Annotated in this window: 21 protein-coding genes; 14 read left to right on the top strand and 7 right to left on the bottom strand. The window is 51.5% G+C overall.

Translation table 11 applies throughout. The features are described 5' to 3' along the window. Nucleotides 1–15: 15 nt before the first annotated feature. The 3 genes from ACZ5PT_RS00355 to ACZ5PT_RS00345 all read right to left on the bottom strand — a co-directional run bounded on the left by ACZ5PT_RS00355 (nucleotide 16) and on the right by ACZ5PT_RS00345 (nucleotide 5,211). Complete coding sequence (locus tag ACZ5PT_RS00355; RefSeq protein ID WP_464264826.1) at nucleotides 16–2,190, bottom strand: EAL domain-containing protein; 2,175 nt, start codon at nucleotides 2,188–2,190, stop codon at nucleotides 16–18. Nucleotides 2,191–2,199: 9 nt separating this feature from the next. Continuing rightward, on the bottom strand, nucleotides 2,200–4,296 hold the full coding sequence (locus ACZ5PT_RS00350) for an HDOD domain-containing protein (protein WP_464264825.1): 2,097 nt from the start codon (nucleotides 4,294–4,296) through the stop codon (nucleotides 2,200–2,202). 558 nt (nucleotides 4,297–4,854) lie between these two features. After that, complete coding sequence (locus tag ACZ5PT_RS00345; protein WP_464264824.1) at nucleotides 4,855–5,211, bottom strand: hypothetical protein; 357 nt, start codon at nucleotides 5,209–5,211, stop codon at nucleotides 4,855–4,857. Between the two features lie 503 nt (nucleotides 5,212–5,714). Here ACZ5PT_RS00345 and ACZ5PT_RS00340 point away from each other — a divergent pair. Beyond that, nucleotides 5,715–5,945 carry a hypothetical protein gene (locus tag ACZ5PT_RS00340; RefSeq protein WP_464264823.1) on the top strand — a complete coding sequence of 77 codons (231 nt, stop codon included), beginning with the start codon at nucleotides 5,715–5,717 and terminating at the stop codon, nucleotides 5,943–5,945. Between the two features lie 96 nt (nucleotides 5,946–6,041). Further along, entirely contained in the window at nucleotides 6,042–6,287 is a 246-nt protein-coding gene (locus ACZ5PT_RS00335) for a hypothetical protein (RefSeq protein WP_464264822.1), read from the top strand. A 350-nt stretch (nucleotides 6,288–6,637) separates the two neighbouring features. Here the strand turns inward: ACZ5PT_RS00335 and ACZ5PT_RS00330 are convergent, their stop codons facing one another. The 4 genes from ACZ5PT_RS00330 to ACZ5PT_RS00315 all read right to left on the bottom strand — a co-directional run bounded on the left by ACZ5PT_RS00330 (nucleotide 6,638) and on the right by ACZ5PT_RS00315 (nucleotide 10,278). Continuing rightward, nucleotides 6,638–7,804, bottom strand: a complete 1,167-nt coding sequence (locus tag ACZ5PT_RS00330; RefSeq protein WP_464264821.1) for a rhodanese-like domain-containing protein — start codon at nucleotides 7,802–7,804, stop codon at nucleotides 6,638–6,640. A gap of 295 nt (nucleotides 7,805–8,099) precedes the next feature. Next, a complete protein-coding gene (locus tag ACZ5PT_RS00325) occupies nucleotides 8,100–8,984 on the bottom strand; it encodes a Rossmann-like and DUF2520 domain-containing protein (RefSeq protein ID WP_464264820.1) in 885 nt (294 codons plus the stop codon). Then, nucleotides 8,981–9,637 (bottom strand): fumarylacetoacetate hydrolase family protein, encoded by a 657-nt coding sequence (locus tag ACZ5PT_RS00320; protein ID WP_464264819.1) that lies wholly within the window; start codon nucleotides 9,635–9,637, stop codon nucleotides 8,981–8,983. Before ACZ5PT_RS00320 ends, ACZ5PT_RS00325 begins: the two co-directional genes overlap by 4 nt. 38 nt (nucleotides 9,638–9,675) lie before the next feature. Next, complete coding sequence (locus ACZ5PT_RS00315) at nucleotides 9,676–10,278, bottom strand: trimeric intracellular cation channel family protein (RefSeq protein WP_464264818.1); 603 nt, start codon at nucleotides 10,276–10,278, stop codon at nucleotides 9,676–9,678. A gap of 159 nt (nucleotides 10,279–10,437) precedes the next feature. Between ACZ5PT_RS00315 and ACZ5PT_RS00310 the strand changes: the two genes are divergently transcribed. The 12 genes from ACZ5PT_RS00310 to ACZ5PT_RS00255 all read left to right on the top strand — a co-directional run bounded on the left by ACZ5PT_RS00310 (nucleotide 10,438) and on the right by ACZ5PT_RS00255 (nucleotide 22,157). Further along, complete coding sequence (locus ACZ5PT_RS00310; RefSeq protein ID WP_464264817.1) at nucleotides 10,438–11,607, top strand: rhomboid family intramembrane serine protease; 1,170 nt, start codon at nucleotides 10,438–10,440, stop codon at nucleotides 11,605–11,607. Between the two features lie 7 nt (nucleotides 11,608–11,614). Further along, the gene (locus ACZ5PT_RS00305) at nucleotides 11,615–12,502 is read left to right on the top strand and encodes a radical SAM protein (protein WP_464264816.1); all 888 of its coding nucleotides are present in this window, start codon (nucleotides 11,615–11,617) and stop codon (nucleotides 12,500–12,502) included. Nucleotides 12,503–12,616: 114 nt separating this feature from the next. Then, nucleotides 12,617–14,149: an aldehyde dehydrogenase (NADP(+)) gene (locus ACZ5PT_RS00300; protein ID WP_464264815.1), complete on the top strand. Its 1,533-nt coding sequence runs from the start codon at nucleotides 12,617–12,619 to the stop codon at nucleotides 14,147–14,149. 402 nt (nucleotides 14,150–14,551) lie between these two features. Beyond that, on the top strand, nucleotides 14,552–15,139 hold the full coding sequence (locus ACZ5PT_RS00295; protein WP_464264814.1) for a Pvc16 family protein: 588 nt from the start codon (nucleotides 14,552–14,554) through the stop codon (nucleotides 15,137–15,139). Continuing rightward, nucleotides 15,136–16,203 (top strand): hypothetical protein, encoded by a 1,068-nt coding sequence (locus ACZ5PT_RS00290; protein WP_464264813.1) that lies wholly within the window; start codon nucleotides 15,136–15,138, stop codon nucleotides 16,201–16,203. The genes ACZ5PT_RS00295 and ACZ5PT_RS00290 overlap by 4 nt, the downstream gene beginning before the upstream one ends. 26 nt (nucleotides 16,204–16,229) lie before the next feature. Continuing rightward, nucleotides 16,230–18,230, top strand: a complete 2,001-nt coding sequence (locus ACZ5PT_RS00285; protein ID WP_464264812.1) for a phage tail sheath family protein — start codon at nucleotides 16,230–16,232, stop codon at nucleotides 18,228–18,230. 100 nt (nucleotides 18,231–18,330) lie between these two features. Further along, nucleotides 18,331–18,762, top strand: a complete 432-nt coding sequence (locus ACZ5PT_RS00280; protein WP_464264811.1) for a phage tail protein — start codon at nucleotides 18,331–18,333, stop codon at nucleotides 18,760–18,762. Nucleotides 18,763–18,766: 4 nt separating this feature from the next. After that, a complete protein-coding gene (locus ACZ5PT_RS00275; protein WP_464264810.1) occupies nucleotides 18,767–19,213 on the top strand; it encodes a phage tail protein in 447 nt (148 codons plus the stop codon). A gap of 49 nt (nucleotides 19,214–19,262) precedes the next feature. Beyond that, nucleotides 19,263–19,418 carry a DUF5908 family protein gene (locus ACZ5PT_RS00270; RefSeq protein ID WP_464264809.1) on the top strand — a complete coding sequence of 52 codons (156 nt, stop codon included), beginning with the start codon at nucleotides 19,263–19,265 and terminating at the stop codon, nucleotides 19,416–19,418. A 6-nt stretch (nucleotides 19,419–19,424) separates the two neighbouring features. Then, nucleotides 19,425–20,108 carry a CIS tube protein gene (locus ACZ5PT_RS00265; RefSeq protein ID WP_464264808.1) on the top strand — a complete coding sequence of 228 codons (684 nt, stop codon included), beginning with the start codon at nucleotides 19,425–19,427 and terminating at the stop codon, nucleotides 20,106–20,108. Continuing rightward, nucleotides 20,101–21,846 (top strand): type VI secretion system tip protein VgrG, encoded by a 1,746-nt coding sequence (gene vgrG, locus ACZ5PT_RS00260; RefSeq protein WP_464264807.1) that lies wholly within the window; start codon nucleotides 20,101–20,103, stop codon nucleotides 21,844–21,846. Before ACZ5PT_RS00265 ends, vgrG begins: the two co-directional genes overlap by 8 nt. Nucleotides 21,847–21,878: 32 nt before the next feature. Then, nucleotides 21,879–22,157 carry a PAAR domain-containing protein gene (locus ACZ5PT_RS00255; RefSeq protein ID WP_464264806.1) on the top strand — a complete coding sequence of 93 codons (279 nt, stop codon included), beginning with the start codon at nucleotides 21,879–21,881 and terminating at the stop codon, nucleotides 22,155–22,157. Nucleotides 22,158–22,160: the final 3 nt, after the last annotated feature.

The following is a 22,160-nucleotide window of genomic DNA, read 5'->3' as shown; positions in this document are numbered from 1 at the left end:
TTTTTCGTTTAATGCTCAGTTGAAATTTTGATAGTCATAGTTTTTGATGAACTCCAGCATCTTCTGGCTGCCTATCGGTCGACTGTAATAGAAGCCTTGAACAATGCATGACCCCAGTGCTTTCAGGTAGTCGTGTTGGGTCTTGGTCTCAACCCCCTCGGCAATAAAATCAAGCTGCAGACCGCTGGATACATTGACCATTGCCGGAATGATGGTGTTGTCGTCGTCCACTCTGCTGATCTTGCTGATAAAGGACTTATCCAACTTCAACGTGTTCAGCGGCAACTGATCGAGATAACTCAAGGATGAATAGCCGGTACCGAAATCATCAATCGCCATTTTGATGCCGTGGTTGGTCAGCTTGATAATGTTCGTCAGCGTCATTTCCATATTCTGGATCAGAACATTTTCGGTAATTTCAATTTCAAAGGTGTTGAGCTGCAGGCTGTAGTCCCTGATTTTGCTGATCAGGTAGTCGGCAAAGCCATCCATTGCTAGTTGCACCGCTGAGATGTTGATGCAGATCCGGGTGTTAACCCCTTGAATGTGCCAGTTTCTGGCATCCTGAAAAATATTTTCCAAGATACAGTCGCCTAATTCGTTGATCAGGTTTGATTCTTCGGCGGTTTCGATAAAATTACCCGGAAGGACCAGGCCATTCTCCGGGGAGTTGATCCGGACCAGCGCTTCGACAGCATGCAGTTCACCGGTATCAAGGTTGATCTGAGGCTGATAGTATATTTCGATCTGATCCGCATTGATTGCGTTTCTAATCAGGTTTTCGGTGTAAACCTTATTGCTGTTGTTGTCCTGAAGCTTATCGTTGTACAGACAGATATTGTTGCTGGAGGTTGATTTAGAATTACAGACGGCAATGTCGGCATTTCTGATCAATTCTTCCTTGGTTTCTCCGTTTTCAGGGAAAATCGCCAGGCCAATACTGAGATTAATGTGGACCTCGTCATTGTTGTATTGGAGCGGGTACGCGGTTTCCTGGATGATTTTATCGGCGACCGAGATTGCCTCTTGCGGTGTGTTGATTGCGGGGAGTAAAAGGATGAATTCATCGCCGCCGAACCTGGCTAAGAGGCCCCCCTCAAGGGTGTTTTTCTCCAGAATCGCAGCCACCGATTGGAGGACTTCGTCACCAACAACCTGGCCGTAGGTATCGTTAATCAGTTTAAAACGTTCGATATCGACATACAGTAACGCCAGTTTTTCATTCTTCCGTTTTGCGTGACTGATCAACACTGAGAGTTGCTCATTCAGTAGATTTCTGTTTGGCAATCCGGTCAGTAAGTCGTGGTTGTGTTGAAAGCGGATGATTTCTTCTGCACGCTTCTTTTCGGTGATGTCGCGGGCGACACCATAGGTACCAAGGAAGTTTTCACTTTTCTCGGCGCTGCCATTGTTACTCAGCTTGTAGCCGCCGCTGAAATTTCTCTCAATCTGCATCGCCCTGACTTCGACATGCAAAAGGGAGCGGTTGTTTTTGCATTGCAGGCGGAGTTCAACCTTTTTAGTCCCTTTGGGCATCCTCTGCGTGTTGAAAAAATAGTTTGCCCGGTTGAGGTCTTTGGGGAAGACAAAAGCCGAGAAGTGTTTTCCCAGCACTTCTTTTTGTGTGTAACCAAGTGTTTTTAGTAGGTTACGGTTTACAAAGGTGAACAAGCCTTCCTTGTTGAGCATGTAAAGTAAGTCCGGAGAGTTGTGGACGATGAATTTATGCAGTGCTTCTGACTCTTTGATCTTTTCAAGCATCTCGCTATTCTCAAGTTTGAGATTGCGTTTTTCAAGCACGTTCTTAATTGAAAACAGGAGTTCGTCCGGTGTGTAAGGTTTTCTTATGAAGTCTTGCGCCCCACTTGTCAGGACTTGGATTGCCTTGTTGATTTCTAGTTCGCCACTGACAACAATAACGTGTGTTTCGATATCATTACTGTTGATGTGGTTGATAACATCCATGCCATCGATGTTCGGCATGTTCAGGTCAAGGAGGATGAGTTGAAACTCCTGGCGTTCCAGCGTGCGTAGCGCTGCAAAGCCTCCCACGGCAAAGGTAGAGCGCAGCCCGGCAGAGGAGAGGATCTGCTGGAGACTCTTGCAGATGCGTGGATCGTCATCGACGATCAGAATCTCGATCGGGGTTTGGGACGCGCCGCCTCCGGCTAAATATTTCAAGTCGACCATATCAATACTCTACTCTGTTCGCTGCGCGGTGGTGTGTCGTGGAAGCAGGATCTTGAATTCAGTACCCATGTCCCGGCTTGAATAACAGGTAATGCTGCCGGAAATTTCATTAATCAAATCGCTCACAATCGATAAACCCAAGCCGGAGTGTCCTTGTTTGGTGCTCTCGACCGGACTGAAAAGATTCTTCAAAACTTCTGTGGTTATTCCTGGGCCGTTATCTTTAATCGAGATTTCAACAAAGTGATTACCGTTCTGAAAGCAGTTGTCTCTGGTGGTAATGTCAATCATGCCTGAATGGGGTAGCGCTTCCACAGCATTTTTGATGATGTTTATAAATACTTGCTTGAGCTTGTCCTGCGGCAACTGCAGGTTTGGAATCCCTGCGTCCAGCGACAGATTCGAACGGATCCTTTTTTCACTGTAAAGCGAGTTGCTGAAAAAGGTATCCAGCTCACTGAGTAGATTGTTGATCTGCGTCTGGTCCGAGCCACTGACCGGGTGCTCCTGATTATTTGCCATGGCGAGAATCTTTACCACCCGTTCCATTTCTTCTTTAATGAAATCAATTTCCTCTGTCGCCGGGTGATCAGTATCCAGCTTTCTACCGAGGATATAGAGATAGTTATTGATGATTGTTAGGGGGTTTTTGACTTCGTGGACAATTTTATTGAAATCGGTCAGGCTGATGCTGTCATCGGGTTCTTCCGCTTTGCTGATGGTGAAATATTTTTTGCCAATCTCGGTCATTAAAAGTTCAATCAGCGGTAATTTCTCTTTAAACGCAACCAGTTCTTTACGCGCAATGCCAACGGCGAGAACTCCGAGGGACTTATCATTGCTGGCTATTGGTAGGAAATAGGCGCATTCAGATCCCATCACTCTGATAATCTGATTGTCGGCTATGGAGCAGCTGTTGGCCAGAGAGTCTAAGCCGGTTTTTTGATTGAAGCATTTGCTGATGGCGCTGTTCTGGTCCTGAATATTAAATGTAATCTCGTCAAGCATACCTATTTGCATGTCGTTGAGTGGGGCCAGTGATTTTCCTTCGGCACCTCGGCGGATAAAGATCAGTTGCTTCAGATTGAAGAGCAGCTCGAAATTAATGCGGATCTCTTTGTTGAAGCTTTCGCTGTCTTGACTTTCTCCGTTTAAAAAACAGGAGGCCAAGGTGATGTTTTTAATTCGTTCCGACAGCTCTTCGGTCTTTTGTTCGCGCTTTTTCTCGTCACGGACGCTTTTTTTTGTTTCTGCAAAGCTGTTGTCGCTGGCAAAACCGAGTTCAGAGAGGATCTCTTTACTTTCATCCAGAGCCATTGCCAGGCATTCAAGGACGGTATCCTGCGGCAGCTGTAACAGGGTGTTGGCTTTGTCTACTGCTTGTTCGGTGACTTCGCAATCGAGTGGCGCGGCTAAGGTCCGGGCGACCGAAATGATTCGCAGTAGGGTTGGCGAACTGAGCAACTCATTGTCAGCGGCACATTGAAATAGAACAGCGTCCGACATCAGTGAGTCGAGCTTCCAGCTTTCAAGCAGGGCAGCACCAACTTCACAGTGATCGATACCGTAGTTGCCCTGTTCCAGTGCACTAAAATCGTCAACTATCTCAAATTGTTCCAGAATCCCAAGATAGTTCTCCTCGTAGTTGGCAAATAATAGCAGCATACCGATCTGGTGCAATAGGCCAGCGAGATATGCTTCTTCTGTCCTTTGGTAATTGAGCTGCAGGGCCAACTTTTCAGCGAGGTGAGCACAGACAAGAGAACGCAGCCAGAGGTGGTGGATGTTTATATCAATCTTTTTTGCCAGCTTACTGAAAAACTGTTGAACTGAGCTGGTAATGATGATTTTTCTGACATTCTTCAGTCCCAGAATAATCAGCATTCGCTTCAGGTCGGTGATTTCGTTCCATTGCCGATAGAGAGGAGAATTGGCTATTTGGAGAAACTTAGCCGTAAGGGCAGAATCCCTTTTGATGGCCGAAGCGAACATCTCGAAGGTTGCTTCACTGTTGTTACACAAATCCATCAGTTCAACCAGAAGGCTGATTTCTGATGGAAGTGCCTCAATTGAGAAGCTTCTGTCTTTTAGATAGATACGCTGCATCCCTACCGGGAACCTTTTTGCCGATGGTTGGTTTGGTAACTAAATTAAACGGCCAATGGCTTGGAGTTCTTTAATATACAATGATTAAAATATAGAATCAATTAAGTATTATCTCTAGAACGTTTTTATTTTAGCTGGTTGCCAGCCGTTGCTGCAAAATTTCGTTTCCAGTTGCTGTCCATTTTGTCCTGCCGTTCGGCTCATCTACGACAAATATGATTAAGACGTGCTGTCAGCCAGCAACACGTATGCCTATTTTGCTTGTTTGTAAGCTGTTGTATTTGTGGATGTTTATGCGCGGTTCTCTCGTGATGGCGTGATCCTCCGGTAATAGCCTGTTATCATTACGGCATCTCGCCGGAATTTAACCCTGCGGCTGGTGGTGTTTGGCTGGGCTGGGAGGAAAAGTAATTTGTCGAATATTGATGAAAAGTCGCAATCGAAAAGGCTTGAATTACTACGATGGGAGCAGGTTGCACTGCGGTAAAAGTGGGGCTTTATTAAATAAAAGCCCCGACACAATCTGGCGGGACTTTTGTCAACGCTGATGATAGATGATTATTCTGCGGCCTGATCTGTCCGGGGGGGTCTATCGTCCCCCTTTTTATCCGCTGAGATGTGCAAGTTGCAATGAACACAGCGCCGAAAGGGGATGAAGGTCGGTCCGTGGGTGTGAAAGCAGTTTCCACAATCGGGACAGCGCACAACAACGGCCATGCCTACGGTGATGCAGAGCAGGATAATCCAGACAAAAAATACTTTGATGACCGTATCCCATCCCCCTGCTGATTGCAGAGAGACCATCATCGCCGGAACGTAAGCTGCAATCGTTAACCACAGTAGCCAACGCCGCTGCCGGACTTTCGCTAATCCTTCACGGAATTCCAGTGGGTTTACCTCAGGGGTTTCGGCCATCGCTATCTAAGCTCCTCTTTGAGTGTCGGGAGATGTGTGCCTGCTAGGTCAGTTAAGGTGAAAACTGATGGCACAATAGTACTTTTTTTTAAGTTAGATGGCAATCCCAGAAGATGTTACTCGCAAGTGACGCTGGGTGATGTTTTCAACTCCACCGCCGGCTCATGCGCGAGAGGACAATTCATGGGATAAATAAATTATTTACTGAGGTAAATATATATACACCAGTTTTTTTCGATATAGTTTCGCAATAACGGTGGGTTATGGCTTGATTGTTGTTTGCGTTCGCTTGCGCTCTGGCTGCAAGTGTATGTTGGCGGTATACAATCAGTGGCGGGGTTTTTCTGTCGTTTTGTCGTTCTGTGAATTAAAAGGTCAAGAAAAACAGCAGGTTAAGGTAGCTGTGCATTTTTTGTTTTATAGTTGGCATAATCACTGCTCTATAGAATGGACAAGAGGTTAAAAGCCAAGAGAGTTTGTTTGTTGTATCAACGGAGGTCATCATGAAAAGCATTCTACGTATTAGTTTAATTGCCCTGTTTACTTTTTCTTCTGCAGCATTTGCTGCCGGTGGAACGACTGATGGCCAGGGCGGTTTTTTGCTTTCACTCTTTATCGGCTTTTTTGCTCTGATTCTTGTTTTTCAGATTGTTCCTGCCTTTCTGCTCTGTGTGGGAATGATCAGAGGCCTGCTAAATCAGGATCATAAAGAGGTGGACAGCATCAAGAACTGATCGCGACGAATTGTGCCGGGGGAAGGCTGCCAGTGTCCCCCTTGCATATTGAAAATACTGGTAACTTATATGCCCCACTCACTTTAGGAGGAAATCATGAAATCTCTTCTCGTAACCCTGTCTCTCTCGTTGATGGCAGTTTCCCCTGCTTTAGCCGCTGATACTAGCAAGGTTTATAATAGTGGCATCCTCGTGCTGTTGTTTGTCGGTTTCTGTGCCCTGCTGGTTGTTGCGCAACTGTTGCCGGCCGTTATGTCTTTGTTCGGTATGACCAAAAATGCAGCCAAAAATGCGGCCAAAAATTCGACCCGTATGCAAGCTGCACAGGTAAAGAAGCACTAGCATTAATAACACACATTTAGAAATTACATTTTCAAGCAATCGGGCGTCTTTAGTCGCCCGATTTTTTTTGCCCCTCACCTGTCTTGTTCGCAGACCTTTTCCCCGTTCGTCCTCAATTACTGTCTCTCCGGTGATTGCAGTTGCCACAAATAGATAAATAAACGTCTAGATTTATACAATGATGCCGAGATGGAATGAGTCGGGAATTTGTGGTCGGGGTGGCAGCTGTTCGTCGTCCTGATCTGCTTAGCCTTTAGGTGTCGGGAGTTGACGGCAAGTCGGCAGGTTTTTCATAAAAAAGAGCCCCCTCCGTTAAGGGAGGGGGCTCTTTAGGGTGTGCCTGCTACGTTCTAGTGTGCGCTGGCGATTTCGAAGCTGCCATCAGCATTGACCGTGATGGTTGCATCCAGATATTGAAGGTTGTTTTTGTTGACATAGTCAGACTCGCCGAGGATTGCATAGTAAGAGCCACCAGCACGGCCTCCTGTTGCGCAATGCAGAACGACACGGCCTTCTTTGGGTAGCTTGGCAACCGACTCTTTGGCTTTGAAGATGAAATCTTCATCATAAACGTGGATCGAACCGGGGATGTGGCCGGCGGTAAAATCTTCTAGCGAGCGGACATCAACGACAGCCACTTTGCCCGCAGCAACCAACTCTTTGAATTCCTTGGTCGTGATAGCTTCCGGCAGGGCATTGGCCGGGTTTTTTTTTGCGACTACGCCACTGGCTTCATTTCCCCACAGAGGAAGTTTCGCTTTTTTCCAGGCTGGTTGACCGGCAGCGTAAACCGCAACCTTCTTGTAGCCGATTTTCAGGGCCATTTTGGCACTTAGATGGCTCAGCTCACATTTGTAGCCTCCGCAATAGAAAATAAGCGGAACGCTTTTGTCTGCCGGGAGCAGCCCTTTTTTCAGTTCAAATTCGGCTTTCGGCAGTGCGATCGCCGTTGGGATAAATGATTTTTGGTACTTGATCGCTGGACGTGCATCAATCAGAACGTACGGCTTTTGGCTTGGTTTCATGACCAGCTTCTCTACGCCCTTGGTTTCTATTTCGGTGTAGTTGCCGGCTTTGACCCAACCAGGTTGACCTTCATACCAAACTTTTACGTTTGTGAAGCCAGCCTTTAAGGCAATCTCTGCTGATGCCGGGCTGAGTTTACAGTGCAGGCCGCCGCAGTAGAAAATGATGGTTTTGTCTTTTGGTAGTTTAGCAAGGTTTTTGTTCAGCATCGGCTTCGGGATGCTGACAGCGCCGGGGACATGGCCGTCATCAAATTTATTTGCCGGGCGGGCATCGACAATAAAGTAGTTGGCCTTGTCTTCTCCGGCGAGGATTGCTTGAACTTCAGCAGTGGTGATGACCAGTTCTGGTTTTTGTGGCAACGCTTTTTTTTCTGCTTTTGGTGCAACGGCTTTTTCCGCTGTTGGTACCGCCGGAGTAGTGGTTTGACAGCCGGTTACTAAAAAGGTAACGGCCAGAAATCCTGCCAACAAAAGTGTCCATCTTTTCATGCCAGATCATCTCCTGAAATTAGAGTTATATTGCGACCATTAGTGGTCAGTAATGAGGCGAGGCAAATATAGCACAAGTCGCATGAAGTACACCACCTAAATTGCTGTGGTTAGGTGTTTTTTTGTAAACAACTTACGTCGCTAGTTTGTCGGAGGCTGGGTTTGACCGTTGTCACGGCAGTATCTGGGGTTCTGTATGGAAATGATCAACAATGCACATTGCGGTGGCGTGGAAAAGACAAGTGGTGCGCTGTTTTGGTGGGCAGCGTGTTTGCTCAGGAGTCAGTTGTTGATTTTAGTCGCAACTAACCGGGTTGATCAGTTGACGTAAGCTTTCGGCTTGCTGGTGTGATAAACGGGTCGAGGTCTCAGCCAGTTCAACGGTTTTAATGCCGAGCAGGCGATAGAGCGGCAGAAGTCCGGTTGGGGACGTTTTCAGCGCGGCGAGATGGGCTGCCACGGTACCGGAATCGCCGCGAACGATCGGTCCGGTGAGTCCCTGTTCCGCTCCCAATTGTGCCAGATTGTCAACCGAGGCCTGGACCAGTGGCAGGAGCAGATTGATGGCCTGGTCCGGTTCGATGCCGCATTCTTCGAGCAGGGTTGTCGCTGTGGACAGCAGGGTGACTAAAAAATTGGAGGCGATGCAGGCGCTGGTGTGGTAAAGCGCTTTGTCGGCAGACTTAATGCGGAAGGGCTGGCCGCCAAAAGCGTTGACTAGCTTTTCGCCCAATGCGATGGCTGATTCGTCCCCTTCCAGAGCGCAGGGACAGTCGGTCAGGCGCTCGCTGGCTAACTGTCGGTTGGCGAAGGGCAGCAGGGGGTGAATCGAGAGGGTTGCTAGGTTGGATGGAGCGACGCGCATGATCGCGGCCCTGTGCAGTCCGCTGAAATGGACCAACGTTTGTTCTGCTGAGAGATTCCGTAGACCTTGTAGCGTTGTTGCCAGGGCTTCGATCTGATCGTCCGGCACCGCCAGCAAGATGATCTCTGCCTCGACAGCGCTACGCAGTTCTGTACTGGCAACACTGTCGGGACAGCCGATAAAGTGACAGCCAGCAAGCGTCTGTTGCCGATCGCGACCGACCACAGCTTTGAGTCGATAGCCGGCCTTATGCAGCCGGTGCGCAATCGCACAACCGACCTTGCCTGGTCCGATCAGTGCGATGGAGGGTTTCATGCGACCGTTGCCCGCAGGCTACCGACCTGTTCGATTTGACCGATCAGTTCATCGCCACTTTCAATCCGGCTGACGCCAGCTGGGGTGCCAGTGAGGAGAATGTCGCCCGGCTCCAAGGTATAGAAAGTTGAAACTTCGGCAATGATTTCTTCCACCGAGCGCATCATCTGGGCGGTGGTTCCGTCTTGTCGTAATTCACCATTGATTTTCAGCGTCAGGCGGATATCGTTCGGGTTTTTGACCTCGTCGGCGGCAACAAAATCAGACAGCGGGCAGGCGGTATCAAACCCCTTGGCGACCTCCCAGGGAAGCCCTTTTTCCTTCAGTTCGTTCTGCACGTCACGCAGGGTCAGGTCGAGGGCGACCGCGTAGCCGGCGACATGGGCAAGGGCATCCTCTGGTAAAATTTCTTTGCCGGCGGTGCCGATAAGAACGGCCAGCTCCAGTTCGTGGTGGCAGTCATTCGAGTAGCTCGGAATCTGAATCTGTCCACCATCGGCGAGCAGGCTGCTAGCTGGTTTGCAGAAAATAACGGCTCGGTCTGGAACCTGGTTGCCGAGTTCGCGGATATGATCAAGGTAGTTACGGCCCAGGCAGACAATTTTTCCAACCGGATAGTTTTTATTGCTCCCTTTAATGGTGACCTCATGCATTGCCCTGCTCCTTAAGCGAATAGTTTCAGAATAGATCCTCAGGCAGCTTTCGGCAGTGACCAATTATGCCGAATTGCCAGCAACCTCAGTAGTATAACGCTGCTAGCGGATATTAATAGCGCCAATTCATTCGGTATTTGCAACTGCTGTAGAATGACCAGCAGGCTGCCGCCGAGAATGCAGGCCGAGGCATAAATTTCACGGCGCATGATCAGCGGAACCTCGTTGGATAAAATATCGCGCATCACTCCGCCGGCTGTTCCGGTCATCACGCCCATTAGCACGGCGCCTAAGGGGCCGGTTTGAAAGGCGATCGCTTTTCCCGTACCGATAACCACAAAGGTTCCTAGTCCGATAGCATCTAGGTACAATAATGGATGCTCAAATTTGGGCAAGAAACGATGGGTGAAGAAAACCAGCAGGGCAACCACAACCGGCAACCAAAGATAGATTTCGTTGCGCAGGCAAAACGGCGGCAGATCGCCGAGCAGCAGGTCGCGCAGGGTGCCACCACCGATAGCAGTGACCATCCCCAGGACGAGTACACCAAACAGGTCCATGCCGCGGCGAATCCCTGCCCAGGCGCCGGAGGCGGCAAAGGCGACGGTGCCGATTAAATCAAGAATGTAAAGTAGATTCATTTATTGCTCTCCCGCCCGGAAGATAGCGATAAGTTACGGTAAACGCAAGCATCTACTCGTCGCGAGCGGATATCTGCCGCAGCGGCTGTTCCTTTGGATTGCCCCCTGTAGTTATGCTAGGATGGCAGATCTGTAAGCCTTCCGCTATCCGGAGCGACAATGTTTTTTCCCATCGCTGATACGCCGAACCCGCCGGGTCGCCCCTATGTCACTTGGGCGCTGATTGCGCTCAATGTCGGCATCTATCTGTTGCTGACCCTACCGGCTGCTGCCGGCAAGGTCAGCCTGCAGGACCCGGTGTTGCACGAGTACCTGCGGGTTTTCGGTTTGTTGGGCAAGGTCAGTGGCCGGGAGGTTTATCAAAGTCTCAGCTCTTATGACCTGCTGGTCTTCAGGTACGGTTTTCGTCCGGCCGAATTTTCCCTGCTTTCACTGCTGACATCGTTGTTTCTGCATGGTGGCCTGATGCATCTGGCTGGCAATATGCTGTTTCTCTTTATCTTTGGCGACAATGTTGAATTCCGTCTCGGTCGGGTACGTTATCTGCTGACCTATCTCGGTTGTGGTTTTGCCGCCACGCTGTTTTTTGCCTTTTTTGCCACCGATTCACAGGTGCCGCTGATCGGTGCTTCCGGGGCCATCTCCGGGGTGCTCGGCTGTTATTTCCTCTGGTTCCCGCGCAACCGGGTGCGCTGTTTTCTGTTTTTCTTCCCCTTTTTGATGACCAGTATCTATTTGTCGGCGCGGCTGGTGCTCGGTTTCTATTTGTTGATTGATAACCTGTTGCCATTTTTGTTCACTTCCTCTGGAAGTGGCGGAGTCGCATACGGAGCCCACCTCGGAGGCTTTCTTGGAGGTTTGGGGGTCGCTTGGAGCGCTGATCAGTATTATCGGCTGCGTGCAAGCTGGCAGCGACCGGCGATACAGACCCCGCCGCTGTCGTCGGTGCAACAGATTTGCCCAGCGGTTTTAAGCGGGGACATGGCTGGGGCCAGTGATTGCTATCTGGGGATTGAAAGTCGTGAACAACGCCTGCAGGTCGAGTCGGCAGATGTCTTGGCGGTGGGGAATTACCTGCTTGAGCAGGGGCGTTTTCGCGAAGCCTTACATATATTTCGGCGTTTTGTTGCTGAGCGGCAGAACGATCAGCGGATTGATCAGGCCTACTTGGGGGCGGGCAAGGCGATGTTGCAGCAACCGCGCTATCAAACCAGCGCCTATCACTATTTCCTCTCGGCGCTGGATTTGGCCCGTAGCGAACAACTGGCTGCCGAGGCGCGCATGTTATTGCGTTTGATCGAAAAAAGACGGGCTACGGCCGAAAGTTGAGGAGTAAATGTACTCTTTTGATTATGTCGAGCCGGTCTTCCGGCCACCATCTGAAGCCCGCTCGCTGATTTTTCAGATCACGGTCGGTTGCAGTCAGAATCACTGCCGTTTTTGCGGCATGTACAAAACAAAACAGTTCCGTATCCGCTCGGTTGAGGAGATCGCTGCGGACATTGCTGCCGTGCCGCAGCAGCATCGTGCACATTATCAGCGCGTGTTTCTGGCTGATGGCGATGCCTTGGTTTATCCGCAAGAGGGCTTGCTGCGCATTCTCGATCTGCTGGCGGAGAACTTTCCCCGCTTGACGCGGATTGGTGCCTACGCATCACCGAATAGCTTGACCACTAAAAGTGTTGCGGAACTGGCCGCACTGAAAGAGAGAAAGCTGCGCATTCTCTACTTTGGTTTGGAAAGTGGTGATGCCCCCACGTTGCAATTGATCAACAAAGGCTTCGCGCCGAAACGGATGTTGGAGCTTTGCCAAAATGCCCAACAGGCGGGGCTCAAGTTGTCGGTAACCGGGATTCTGGGATTGGCTGGGCGTGCTCGCAGTGCTGAACACGCCGCCGCGACTGCCGAGTGGATTACTCAGCTGTCACCGGCGTATTTCTCTTTGCTGACGATGTTTAAGCGGCATAACGATGATTATTTCGAGCAGATTCAACCGTTGACCAACGCTGGAATTATTGCGGAAGCCTTGTCCATTGTCAGGGCATTGCAGCCGACCAGGACGATACTGCGTTCCAATCATGTCTCCAATATTCTCAACCTGGCCGGTAGTTATCCGAAGGACCGGGACAAGCTTATACGCCAGGCGGAGATGGCCCTGGCCGAAGCGCAGAAAAATCCCACATGGTGTGATCAGGTTCCCGATTATGGCGAGGAGTATTATTGATCGTCTTCCTCGGATTGCTTGGCAGCTTTTTGTTCAAATTTGACACCTGTGCCAAAAAGTGAACGATAAAGCGTCTGTTTGTAGTGTTTTGTTCAGAGAAACAAAGGGGCTAAAATGAAGTTGACCGGTTGCCACATCATTGCTGCAGATTCTCTTGCCGCTGCGGAGCAATCCTTTTATGCCATAAATCCCATCACGGATGAGCGCTTGCCGCCAGCTTTTTGCGAAGGAACGGCTGCGCAGGTTGAGAGTGCCGTTTCTTTGGCTGCGCGCGATTTTGCTGCCTATCGGCACTTGCCGTTATCAGAGCGTGCCGACTTCCTGCTCGCTATTGCCGACCAGTTGCTGGCGCTAAAAGACGATCTGCTGCTGCGTGCTCATCAGGAAAGCGGCTTGCCGGCAGCGCGGCTTGAAGGGGAACTGGGACGGACTGTCAATCAATTGCGACTGTTTGCGGATTTCGTCCGCGACGGGAAGTTTTTGCATACGCAAATTGATCAAGCGTTGCCCGATCGACAGCCATTGCCGCGTGCCGATATCCGCATGACACAGATGCCACTGGGTCCGGTTGCGGTATTCGGCGCGAGTAATTTCCCCCTCGCTTTTTCTGTTGCCGGTGGTGACACCGCCTCTGCTCTGGCGGCCGGTTGTCCGGTGATTGTCAAGGGCCATCCCGCGCATCCGGGGACCTCCGAATTGGCTGGTCTGGCCATCCGTAACGCGATTGAACAATGCGGTTTGCCGCCTGGGGTTTTTGCTCTGCTGCAAGGCAGCACTGCCGCACTGGGAGCTGCACTGGTGCAACATCCGGCGCTGGCGGCCGTCGCATTTACCGGATCGCTTCGTGTCGGTCGGGCGCTGTTCGATCTGGCTGCCGCGCGGGCGCAACCGATTCCGCTGTTTGCTGAAATGGGTAGTGTTAATCCCATTTTTGTTTTACCACAGGCTTTGGCCAACTATGGCGAGCAGCTCGCCAAAGAATTTTCCGCTTCGGTGTCCCTCGGGGTTGGGCAATTCTGCACCAATCCGGGTCTGCTGTTCGCTCTAAAGGGTTCAGATCTCGATGCCTTCGTTCGTAGCGTGCAACAGGTGCAGTCTCAAACTGAGCCTGCCGCCATGTTGCATGCCGGGATAAAGGATAACTATCTGGCCGGTGTCGGTCGTTTGTCGCTGCTGCCTGAGGTTGAGCTGTTTGCTGGCAGGAGCGTCGCTGCAGGCGCGGGATGTTTTGTTTCGCCAGCGCTCTTTTTGACCAGCGCAGCTACCTTTATCGACGACCCTCGCATCGGCGAGGAGGTTTTTGGTCCTTCTGCAGTGATTATAGCGTGCGACTCTTTTGTCCAGATGAAGCAGGCCGCAGAGGCATTAGCCGGCCAATTGACGGCCAGCCTGCATGCAACCGTCAGTGAAGAGGAGCAGTGTCGTGAGCTGTTCGCAATTTTAGAAACTAAGGCCGGGCGCCTGATTCTTAACAGCTTTCCCACCGGAGTCGAGGTTTGTCACGCCATGGTGCATGGTGGCCCCTATCCCGCAACTACCGACAGCCGCAGTACCTCGGTTGGAACGGAAGCGTTGCGCAGATTTCTTCGTCCGATCTGTTATCAGGGATTCAGCGCGTCCCTGTTGCCGGTGGAAGTTACGCCGTGAAGGAACGTTGTTAAAATTTATTCAGTGGCGGCTTGATCGCTGGTCAAGCCGCTTAATTGAAACTTTCTTTTTTTTCGCCTGATTCCCTTTCTGTAGTTATTTAATCAACTTCGCACTCTTGGTCTCTCTTGTAGGTTTCCGCGCAATTTTTCTAATAAAACACCCAGAAGATACTGAAAGTAATCAATATGAAAGCAAAACATTTGACTAATCTCATTGGCAAGAAAGAATTTGCATAAATGGTTGAAGATGATTAGACTTTGATTTTAATTAAAATGACGGTCGGTTCAGTTCTAATCTTTAGTGATGTAATGGCAGTGGGTCCAAACGATTTCTTGGCGATGGACATTTTGTTTGCCTAGTGGATTGCCGCAAGGTCATTTGCTCCGGTAGGAGGGATTGATGATTTATGATGCGCTGGAGATTTTTCGCAGTGAGGCCAACGACTATCTGAAGTTGTTGCCTGAACTGAATGTTTCGGGGAACAAAATTATTGGTCTGTCAAATGTCGCCAAGGAAGATGGCACGATCGAGATCCCGACCAATAGTATCGGGCTCACCTTGGTCAACATTGAAGAAGAACGACTCGGTCGCGATGTCAAACCTTATCGGCTTAATCCCGATCACAGTATCGGGCACCTCAATCCGCAAATACGACTTAATCTCTATATTCTGTTCACCGCCCATTTCAACGATTACAAAAGTAGTTTGCAATATATCTCCGGCCTGATCCGGTTTTTTCAGACAAAAACGGTTTTTAGCGCAGAAAATTCACCCGCCATGCCCGCAGGGATAGAGCGTCTGGTGGTTGATTTACAGCCGCTTAATTTTGAACAGCAGAATAATCTCTGGGCAATGCTGGGGGCCAAATACCTGCCATCGGTCCTCTATAAGGTTCGCACTGTGTGCTTCCAGGAGGGGCAGACCAGGGATCAGCAGGCACCGATCACCTCCATAAAGATCGTTGCTAAAGGCAGGGAGGTCGAATGAAGATCGAATTTCAACCAGCCTTCGCGGTCGATATTCTCCACGATTACTATCCTGATGGCATCAGTCAGGATTTCAGCGTTGTTCCGACTCCGCACTGCCAGCGGATCCTGCAAAAATATGGCCTGCTGTTCAAACCGTCTCCCGCTGGATTTGGCGTTCTCTATGAAACCGCTGGCGGCGCCAAGCCTAAGTGTCCATTTGAACAGCCTCTGAACCTGTCATTCGTGCTGCGCTCGAAATCTGCGTATCTGTACAACTATTCTGAGCTGCCACTCGATAAGTCCTTTCAGCAGGCGTTTGTTCTCAGCAACCGGCAGAAGAATCTCTCCAATGGACAGCGGTTGTTGAGTGCCGATCCGGCTGGCGAATTTCTCTCTGCTCTGGATCTGCTCGACTTACGCCAGCAACGTTTTCAGGTGGCCACTGAAAGTTCAGCAGATTCAGTTCTTTGGGAACTGTTCGACAACCAGCAGGCGCTGTTACAGCGTCAGCGGGTCGCCACGGTGGAAGGTGTTGCAACCTATCTGGTTGATCTCAGTCAACGGCAACCGGGACGCTACCTGCTACGCCGGGACGGCATCGAGTATTTGCATTTTTATGCTGATGAACAACTGACAGGCCGTTCTCCTTTCGGACTGATTGAGATCGCCATCGACCCGTCTGTGACCGATGCGTTTCGTTTTGTCGATGCCGACGGGTCCGTGCTGTTTCGCCGCTACCAGCTGAAACTACCGGTGCGCAAGACGACGTGGGAGTATTTCGTGGTCGCAAACTACGAAACTGAGCTCAAAGCGACAGACCTGACGGTGTCTCTCGATGATCCGCCTGTGACTTTTAATCGCCAGCCGGCAGTGACTCTGGCTGATGGCCGAACGGCAGTTCCTTTTGTTGCCGATCGCTTGCTGCCGCTGACCAAACAGCCGGTTGTGGGGATCACCTTAAAAAAGAAAAAGGGACCGTCAACGGCCCGCTTGCAGATCGACAACCTGCCAAACCCTGCGGTCAACGAGATCATACCAGCGGCGGGCGACAAAGTAATTTCCAGGGTTTACGTGTATGTCTAACCTTTAAACTTGATGAGGGATGGAAAATGGCGACTTACAAAACACCCGATGTTTACGTAGAAGAGATTTCCCTGTTTCCGCCGTCGGTAGCCGAGGTGGAAACGGCCATTCCGGCTTTCATCGGTTACACCGATAAGGCCAGCAAAAATGGCGAACGCCTGAGCATGAAACCGACCATGATCCATTCGATGGTCGAGTTTCAGCGCTATTTTGGTGGCGGTCCACCAATCAAGCCGACGGTTAAGCTGGATGATGGCAACGCTGTGGCCGATGTCGACCTTGGAAGCCTCTATTTCTATCTGTTTGACAGCATGCGCCTCTATTTCGATAACGGCGGCGGCAAGTGTTACATCGTCTCCGTTGGTGATTATGAGTCGGCTCCAACGCTGGGTAATGACAGTGCAGGAATCCTTGGCGGTCTGAAAGCGCTGGAAAAAGAAGACGAGCCGACTATCCTGCTTTGCCCCGATGCGACGTTGCTCTCTGGCACTCAGCTTTACCAGTTTCAGCAGCAGGCTCTGGCCCAGTGCGGCAAGCTGATGGATCGGGTGACGGTTTGCGATCTGCTCGACAGCGGAGATCTTGACGCCGATAAGTCGGCATTCCGCAATAATATTGGCATCAAGAATCTAAAATATGGTGCCTCCTACATGCCCTGGCTTAAAACTTCGTACAGCAAGGCGATCAAATCGCGCCATGTCAGTTTACAACGTGCTTCGACCAGCGGTGCGCTGCAGTTGGAGAATCTGACCACCGACGCCGCCCTCAAAGCCTTTATCCGTGGCGAACTGAATGCCGCGATCACTGCCAACAAGTCTCTGCAGACCGACCTGATCGACAATTTCACCACGACCGGCAATGCAACGCTCAGTGAGCAGTTTGGCGAACTTGATGACAGCTTCAAGGCTGGCCAGCAATATGCCGATGTGGACGCTTTTCAGCCAGCGATCCGGGTCATGTACACCTTGGTGCTCGATGTTTTGCATGCGTTGACCGTCGGTTACCGCAATGGCATTACCGAAACGGCTGATTTCAAGCTGAAAACCGACCTCGACACCATCATCCGCAATAATGGCCTCGATAAGGATTTTCAGCTGCTTCTCGAGCATCACAATTCGTCGCTCGGTTTTAGCAGCGGCAAGATTTTTGTCACCAGCGGTGATCGGCTGACCGCCACCATTGCAGCGCTTAACAGTATTACTGGCAGCAGTCTGACTGTCAGCCTGGCCGACACCGATCTTGATAACCGCTACAACACTGCAGCCGATGCCAACGCCAAAGGGAATATTGCCCTGGAAGCGGTGCATATGGCTTTCGGCGGCCTCAATGCCGCTATCGCCGAGCTGTCGGCTTCCGCCGCTGAATATGAAGCGACCTTTGACGGGTTATTGGCCGAGCGTTTCGCGCTCTATAAAAACATCGTCAAAGGGATCAACGAAAAACTCAGCGTGCTGCCACCCAGCGGCGCTGTCGCAGGGGCCTATGCCTTTACCGACCGCACCCGCGGCGTCTGGAAGGCCCCGGCCAACGTCAGCCTCAGTTCGGTCAACGGTCCTTCAATCAAGATCGACGCCAAACAGCAGGAAGACATGAATGTCGATGTCAATGCCGGAAAATCGATCAACGCCATCCGCCCTTTCAGCGGCAAAGGCACTCTGATCTGGGGCGCCCGAACCTTGGCTGGCAACGATAACGAATGGCGCTACATTTCTGTCCGGCGTTTCTTCAATATGGTCGAGGAATCGATCAAAAAGTCGACCTACTGGGCAGTTTTCGAGCCGAACGATGCCAATACCTGGATCAAGATGAAGGCGATGATCGAGAATTTTCTCATCCAGAAATGGCGCGATGGTGCCCTACAGGGAGCAAAACCGGAGCAGGCTTTCTTCGTTCAGGTTGGTCTCGGCTCAACGATGACAGCGCAAGATATTCTCGAAGGGCGGATGAATGTTGAAATCGGCATGGCCGTGGTCCGGCCGGCTGAGTTTATCGTCCTCAAGTTCTCACACAAGATGATGGAATCTTGATGCCGCCTGCCTGTCTTTTGTGCTTCAGCGCTTGCTGGAGAACAAAATTTGTTGGGTTCAAAAGAGTTTGTTGTTAACGAATTGATAAGGAGACAGATCGATGGCTGATTATCCATTGCCGGTATTCCATTTCTTGGTTGAGTGGGGTGGGAGCAAAATAGGTTTTTCTGAGGTGTCCGGGCTGAATGTCGAAAACCAGGTGATCGAGTACCGTGACGGCGCAAGCCCGACTTACTCGGGCATCAAAATGCCGGGACTGGCAAAGTTGGGCAACATCACCCTCAAGCGGGGGATTTTGCCCAACGACAACGAGTTCTTCGACTGGTTGAACACCACCAGCATGAATAAAGTCGATCGCCGCGATCTGATCATCAGCCTGCTCAACGAGCAGCACGAGCCGGTTGTTACCTGGAAAGTGGTCAATGCCTTCCCGGTGAAGGTCGAAGGGCCGAGTCTCAAGGCGACCGGTAACGAGGTCGCGATTGAGTCGATAGAGATCGCCCACGAAGGGTTGACGATCGAGAACGGTTGAGGCGATGGCGGATTATCCACCGGTAGGATTCCATTTTCTGGTTAAGTTCAGTCTCGCTGGGCTGGGTCAGAAGGACAGTCGTTTTCAGGAGGTTTCCGGCCTGTCTGCCGCGCTGGGCACCGAGGAGCTGCAGGAGGGGGGCGAAAACCGTTTCGTCCATCGTTTGCCGACCCTGCCGAAATACGGCAACCTGGTGCTCAAGCGTGGTCTGTTGGTCGATTCGGGGCTGATTCAGTGGTGTCGTGACGCGATAGAAAACTTCAGTTTCGAACCGACCACCATTGACGTCACACTGCTCAACGAACAGCATCAGCCGCTGGGCTCCGTCTATAGTTTCGTCCGTGCTTGGCCGGTCAAGTGGTCAATCTCGGATTTCAAGGCCCAGGAAAACGGTTTGGTGATCGAAACGCTGGAGCTGTCCTACAGCCATTTTACGCGGATTTCTGCTTAGTTCGTCTGGAACCTTTCCCCCTCGACAGAGGGCGGCAAAAGAGGTGTTTATGCCCGTTCAAGTTAACGAAATCGTTATTCGCGCCGTGGTTGAAGGAGAACGCAGTCCGCGCCCGGATGGCGACCAGCAACATCAACGCGAAGAGATTGTCAGCGAATGCGTTGAGCAGGTGCTTGAAATCCTCAAGAATCAGCGGGAAAGGTAGCCGGCTGTGGCTGAATCGAACAAAGGCGAATTGGAAAAATTGCTGATCAGGGCCTATGCCGCCGCCGATTACAGTGGCAAGCCGGTGGCTGAGTTCAAGGTTGATTTCAATCCCCAGGAGTATCGCCAGGTTTACGACGTCGAGTATCAGCGTCAACAGGGGGAAGGATCGACCGGCAGTCCGGTGGTGTTTCGAAAAATCAAGCCGCAGGAATACCGTTTCAAATTGATGTTCGATGGCACCGGAACCTGCGGGGAGAAGGTCGAAGTTTACGACCGGATTGAAGAGTTTTTCCGCGTCACCGGCTACGATGGTGAAATCCATCGGCCCCGCTACCTGAAACTGCTGTGGGGCAAGCTGGAATCGAAATGCGTGCTGCTCAAGGCCGATATCACCTATAAGCTGTTTTACAGTGACGGGCGTCCTCTGCGGGCAGTGATGGATGCCAGCTTCAGTGAAAATGTCGATGACAATACCCGCACCGCCGAGGCCAACGACAAGTCTCCCGATCTGACCCGGCAGGTTACGGTTAAAGCGGGGGATACTTTGCCGCTACTCTGCTACCGGGCTTACGGCGATCAATCGTTGTACCTGCAGGTGGCCGAAATCAATGGACTGGATGACTTTCGCAGTCTGCAGGTCGGGCAACAGTTGGTATTCCCGCCGCTAGAGAAGAGCGCCAATGGCTAACGAACGTGTCATTCAAACAGCGGCGCCGAACGATCGGCCGACCTTTACCATTCTGATTGAGGGGACGGAGCTCTCGCATGAGTATCAGGTTGCCGCGCTGACGGTGATCAAGCAGGTCAACCGGATTTCCACGGCCAAGCTGTTGCTGCTCGACGGAGATCCGGCGGGCGGTGATTTTGCCGCTAGCAGCAGCGACCAGTTCGTGCCGGGCAAGACGATTGAAGTGACGGGTGGATATCATTCGCAAGAAACGTCGCTGTTCCAGGGAATCATCACCGGACAGGGGATCAAAGCCCGTCAGGGACGACCTTCATTGTTGAGCATCGATTGCCGTCACGCGGCTTTTCGCATGAGTCTCTATCGGCGCAGTGCCTATTTCAGCGAGATGAAAGACAGTGCTGTTTTCAGCCAGCTGATCGACAAATATCGGCTGCAGAATCAGATCGCTGAGACCCGTGTCAAGCACGCCGAATTGGTTCAGTTCGACTGTAGTGACTGGGATTTTCTTTTGACCCGTGCCGAGGCCAACGGTTTTCAGGTGTTGAGCAACGATGAACAGCTGAAGTTGGCCGCGCCCGATTTTTCGACCACTCCGGCGTTGGTCTTGACCTACGGGGCAACCTTACTTGAATTCGAAGCACACATCGATGCTCGCGACCAGTTGGCCGCGGTGATCAGTGAGGGGTGGGATTTCGCTGATCAGGAACTGCTTCGCAGCGAAGGGAAAGCTGACGGTGTGGTCAGTCAAGGGAATCTAAGCTTTGCCGAACTGGCTGGAATTGCCGAGCAGGACGCGCCGGTGCAGAAGCACTGCGGGCAACTGAAAGAACCGGAGCTCAAAGCTTGGGCCGACGCGCAACTGCAGAAAGCGCGCTTGGCAAAAGTCCAGGGTCGCGCCAAGTGTACTGGCGTGAATCTACAACCGGGTGCGCTGGTTGAACTGCAGGGCGTCGGGGAGCGGTTTAATGGTCCGGCTTTTGTCTCCGGAGTGCGGCATGAATTCAGTAGCGGCCCTTGGACGACCGATATTCAAATCGGCATGCCGGCACACTGGTTCGCCGAGAAATATGCCGTCAACAGCCCACCGGCGGCAGGGTTGCTTCCGGCGGTATCCGGTTTGCAAATCGGCATTGTCACCGCCATCGGTGGTGACCCGGATGGCGAAGATCGTGTCAAGGTCCGGATTCCGACGATCTCGGAAACCCATGACGGAATCTGGGCGCGGATCGCCGCGCTGGATGCCGGAGAAGATCGCGGGACTTTCTGGCGCCCCGAATTGAGTGACGAAGTGGTGCTCGGGTTTCTTAACCGCGACCCGCGCGCTGCGATCATTCTCGGCATGCTCAACAGCAGTGCCAAGCCGGCACCGCTGAGCAGCAGCGACGACAATCATGAAAAAGGCATCGTTACCCGCAGTGGCATGAAGATGGTCTGGAATGACGATAAAATCAGTCTGACCATCGAAACCCCGGCGGGGAAAAGGATCGTTCTCGACGAGGACAAAGGATCGGTGTTGGTGGAGGATGAAAACGGCAATAGCCTCACCCTCGATGGCGACGGACTTCAGATCGAGAGCAGCAGCGATATCAAGATAACGGCCAGCGGAGACCTGACGCTGGAAGGAACCAATGTCGCGATCACGGCCAGTGCCAACCTGAATATGGAGGGCAGCTTTGGTGCGGAAATGAGTACCAGCGGCACGGCCGTTGTAAAAGGTTCGCTGGTCCAGATCAATTAAGCAACGACGGTAACATACGAAAGGACCGCAGGATGCCAGCAGCAGCGCGGGTTGGAGATCTGTCAAATCATGGCGGCACCATCATTGGCCCCGGTGCCGCTACGGTCACGATCGGTGGCATGCCGGCTGCTGTTGCAGGCGACAATCATGTCTGTGCCATTCCTGCACCGGTGCATGCGCCGACGGCCAGCCCTTTTTTGATCGGGAGCGGCACGGTTACGATTGGTGGCATGCCGGCATTGCGGGTCGGCGATATCTGTGTGTGCGGTGCCAGTCCTGCGGTCGGTTGTCCGACGGTGATTATCGGTTGAGGT

Source organism: Desulfuromusa ferrireducens (genome assembly GCF_055389805.1).
This window is presented reverse-complemented; position numbering and strand designations above follow the sequence as displayed.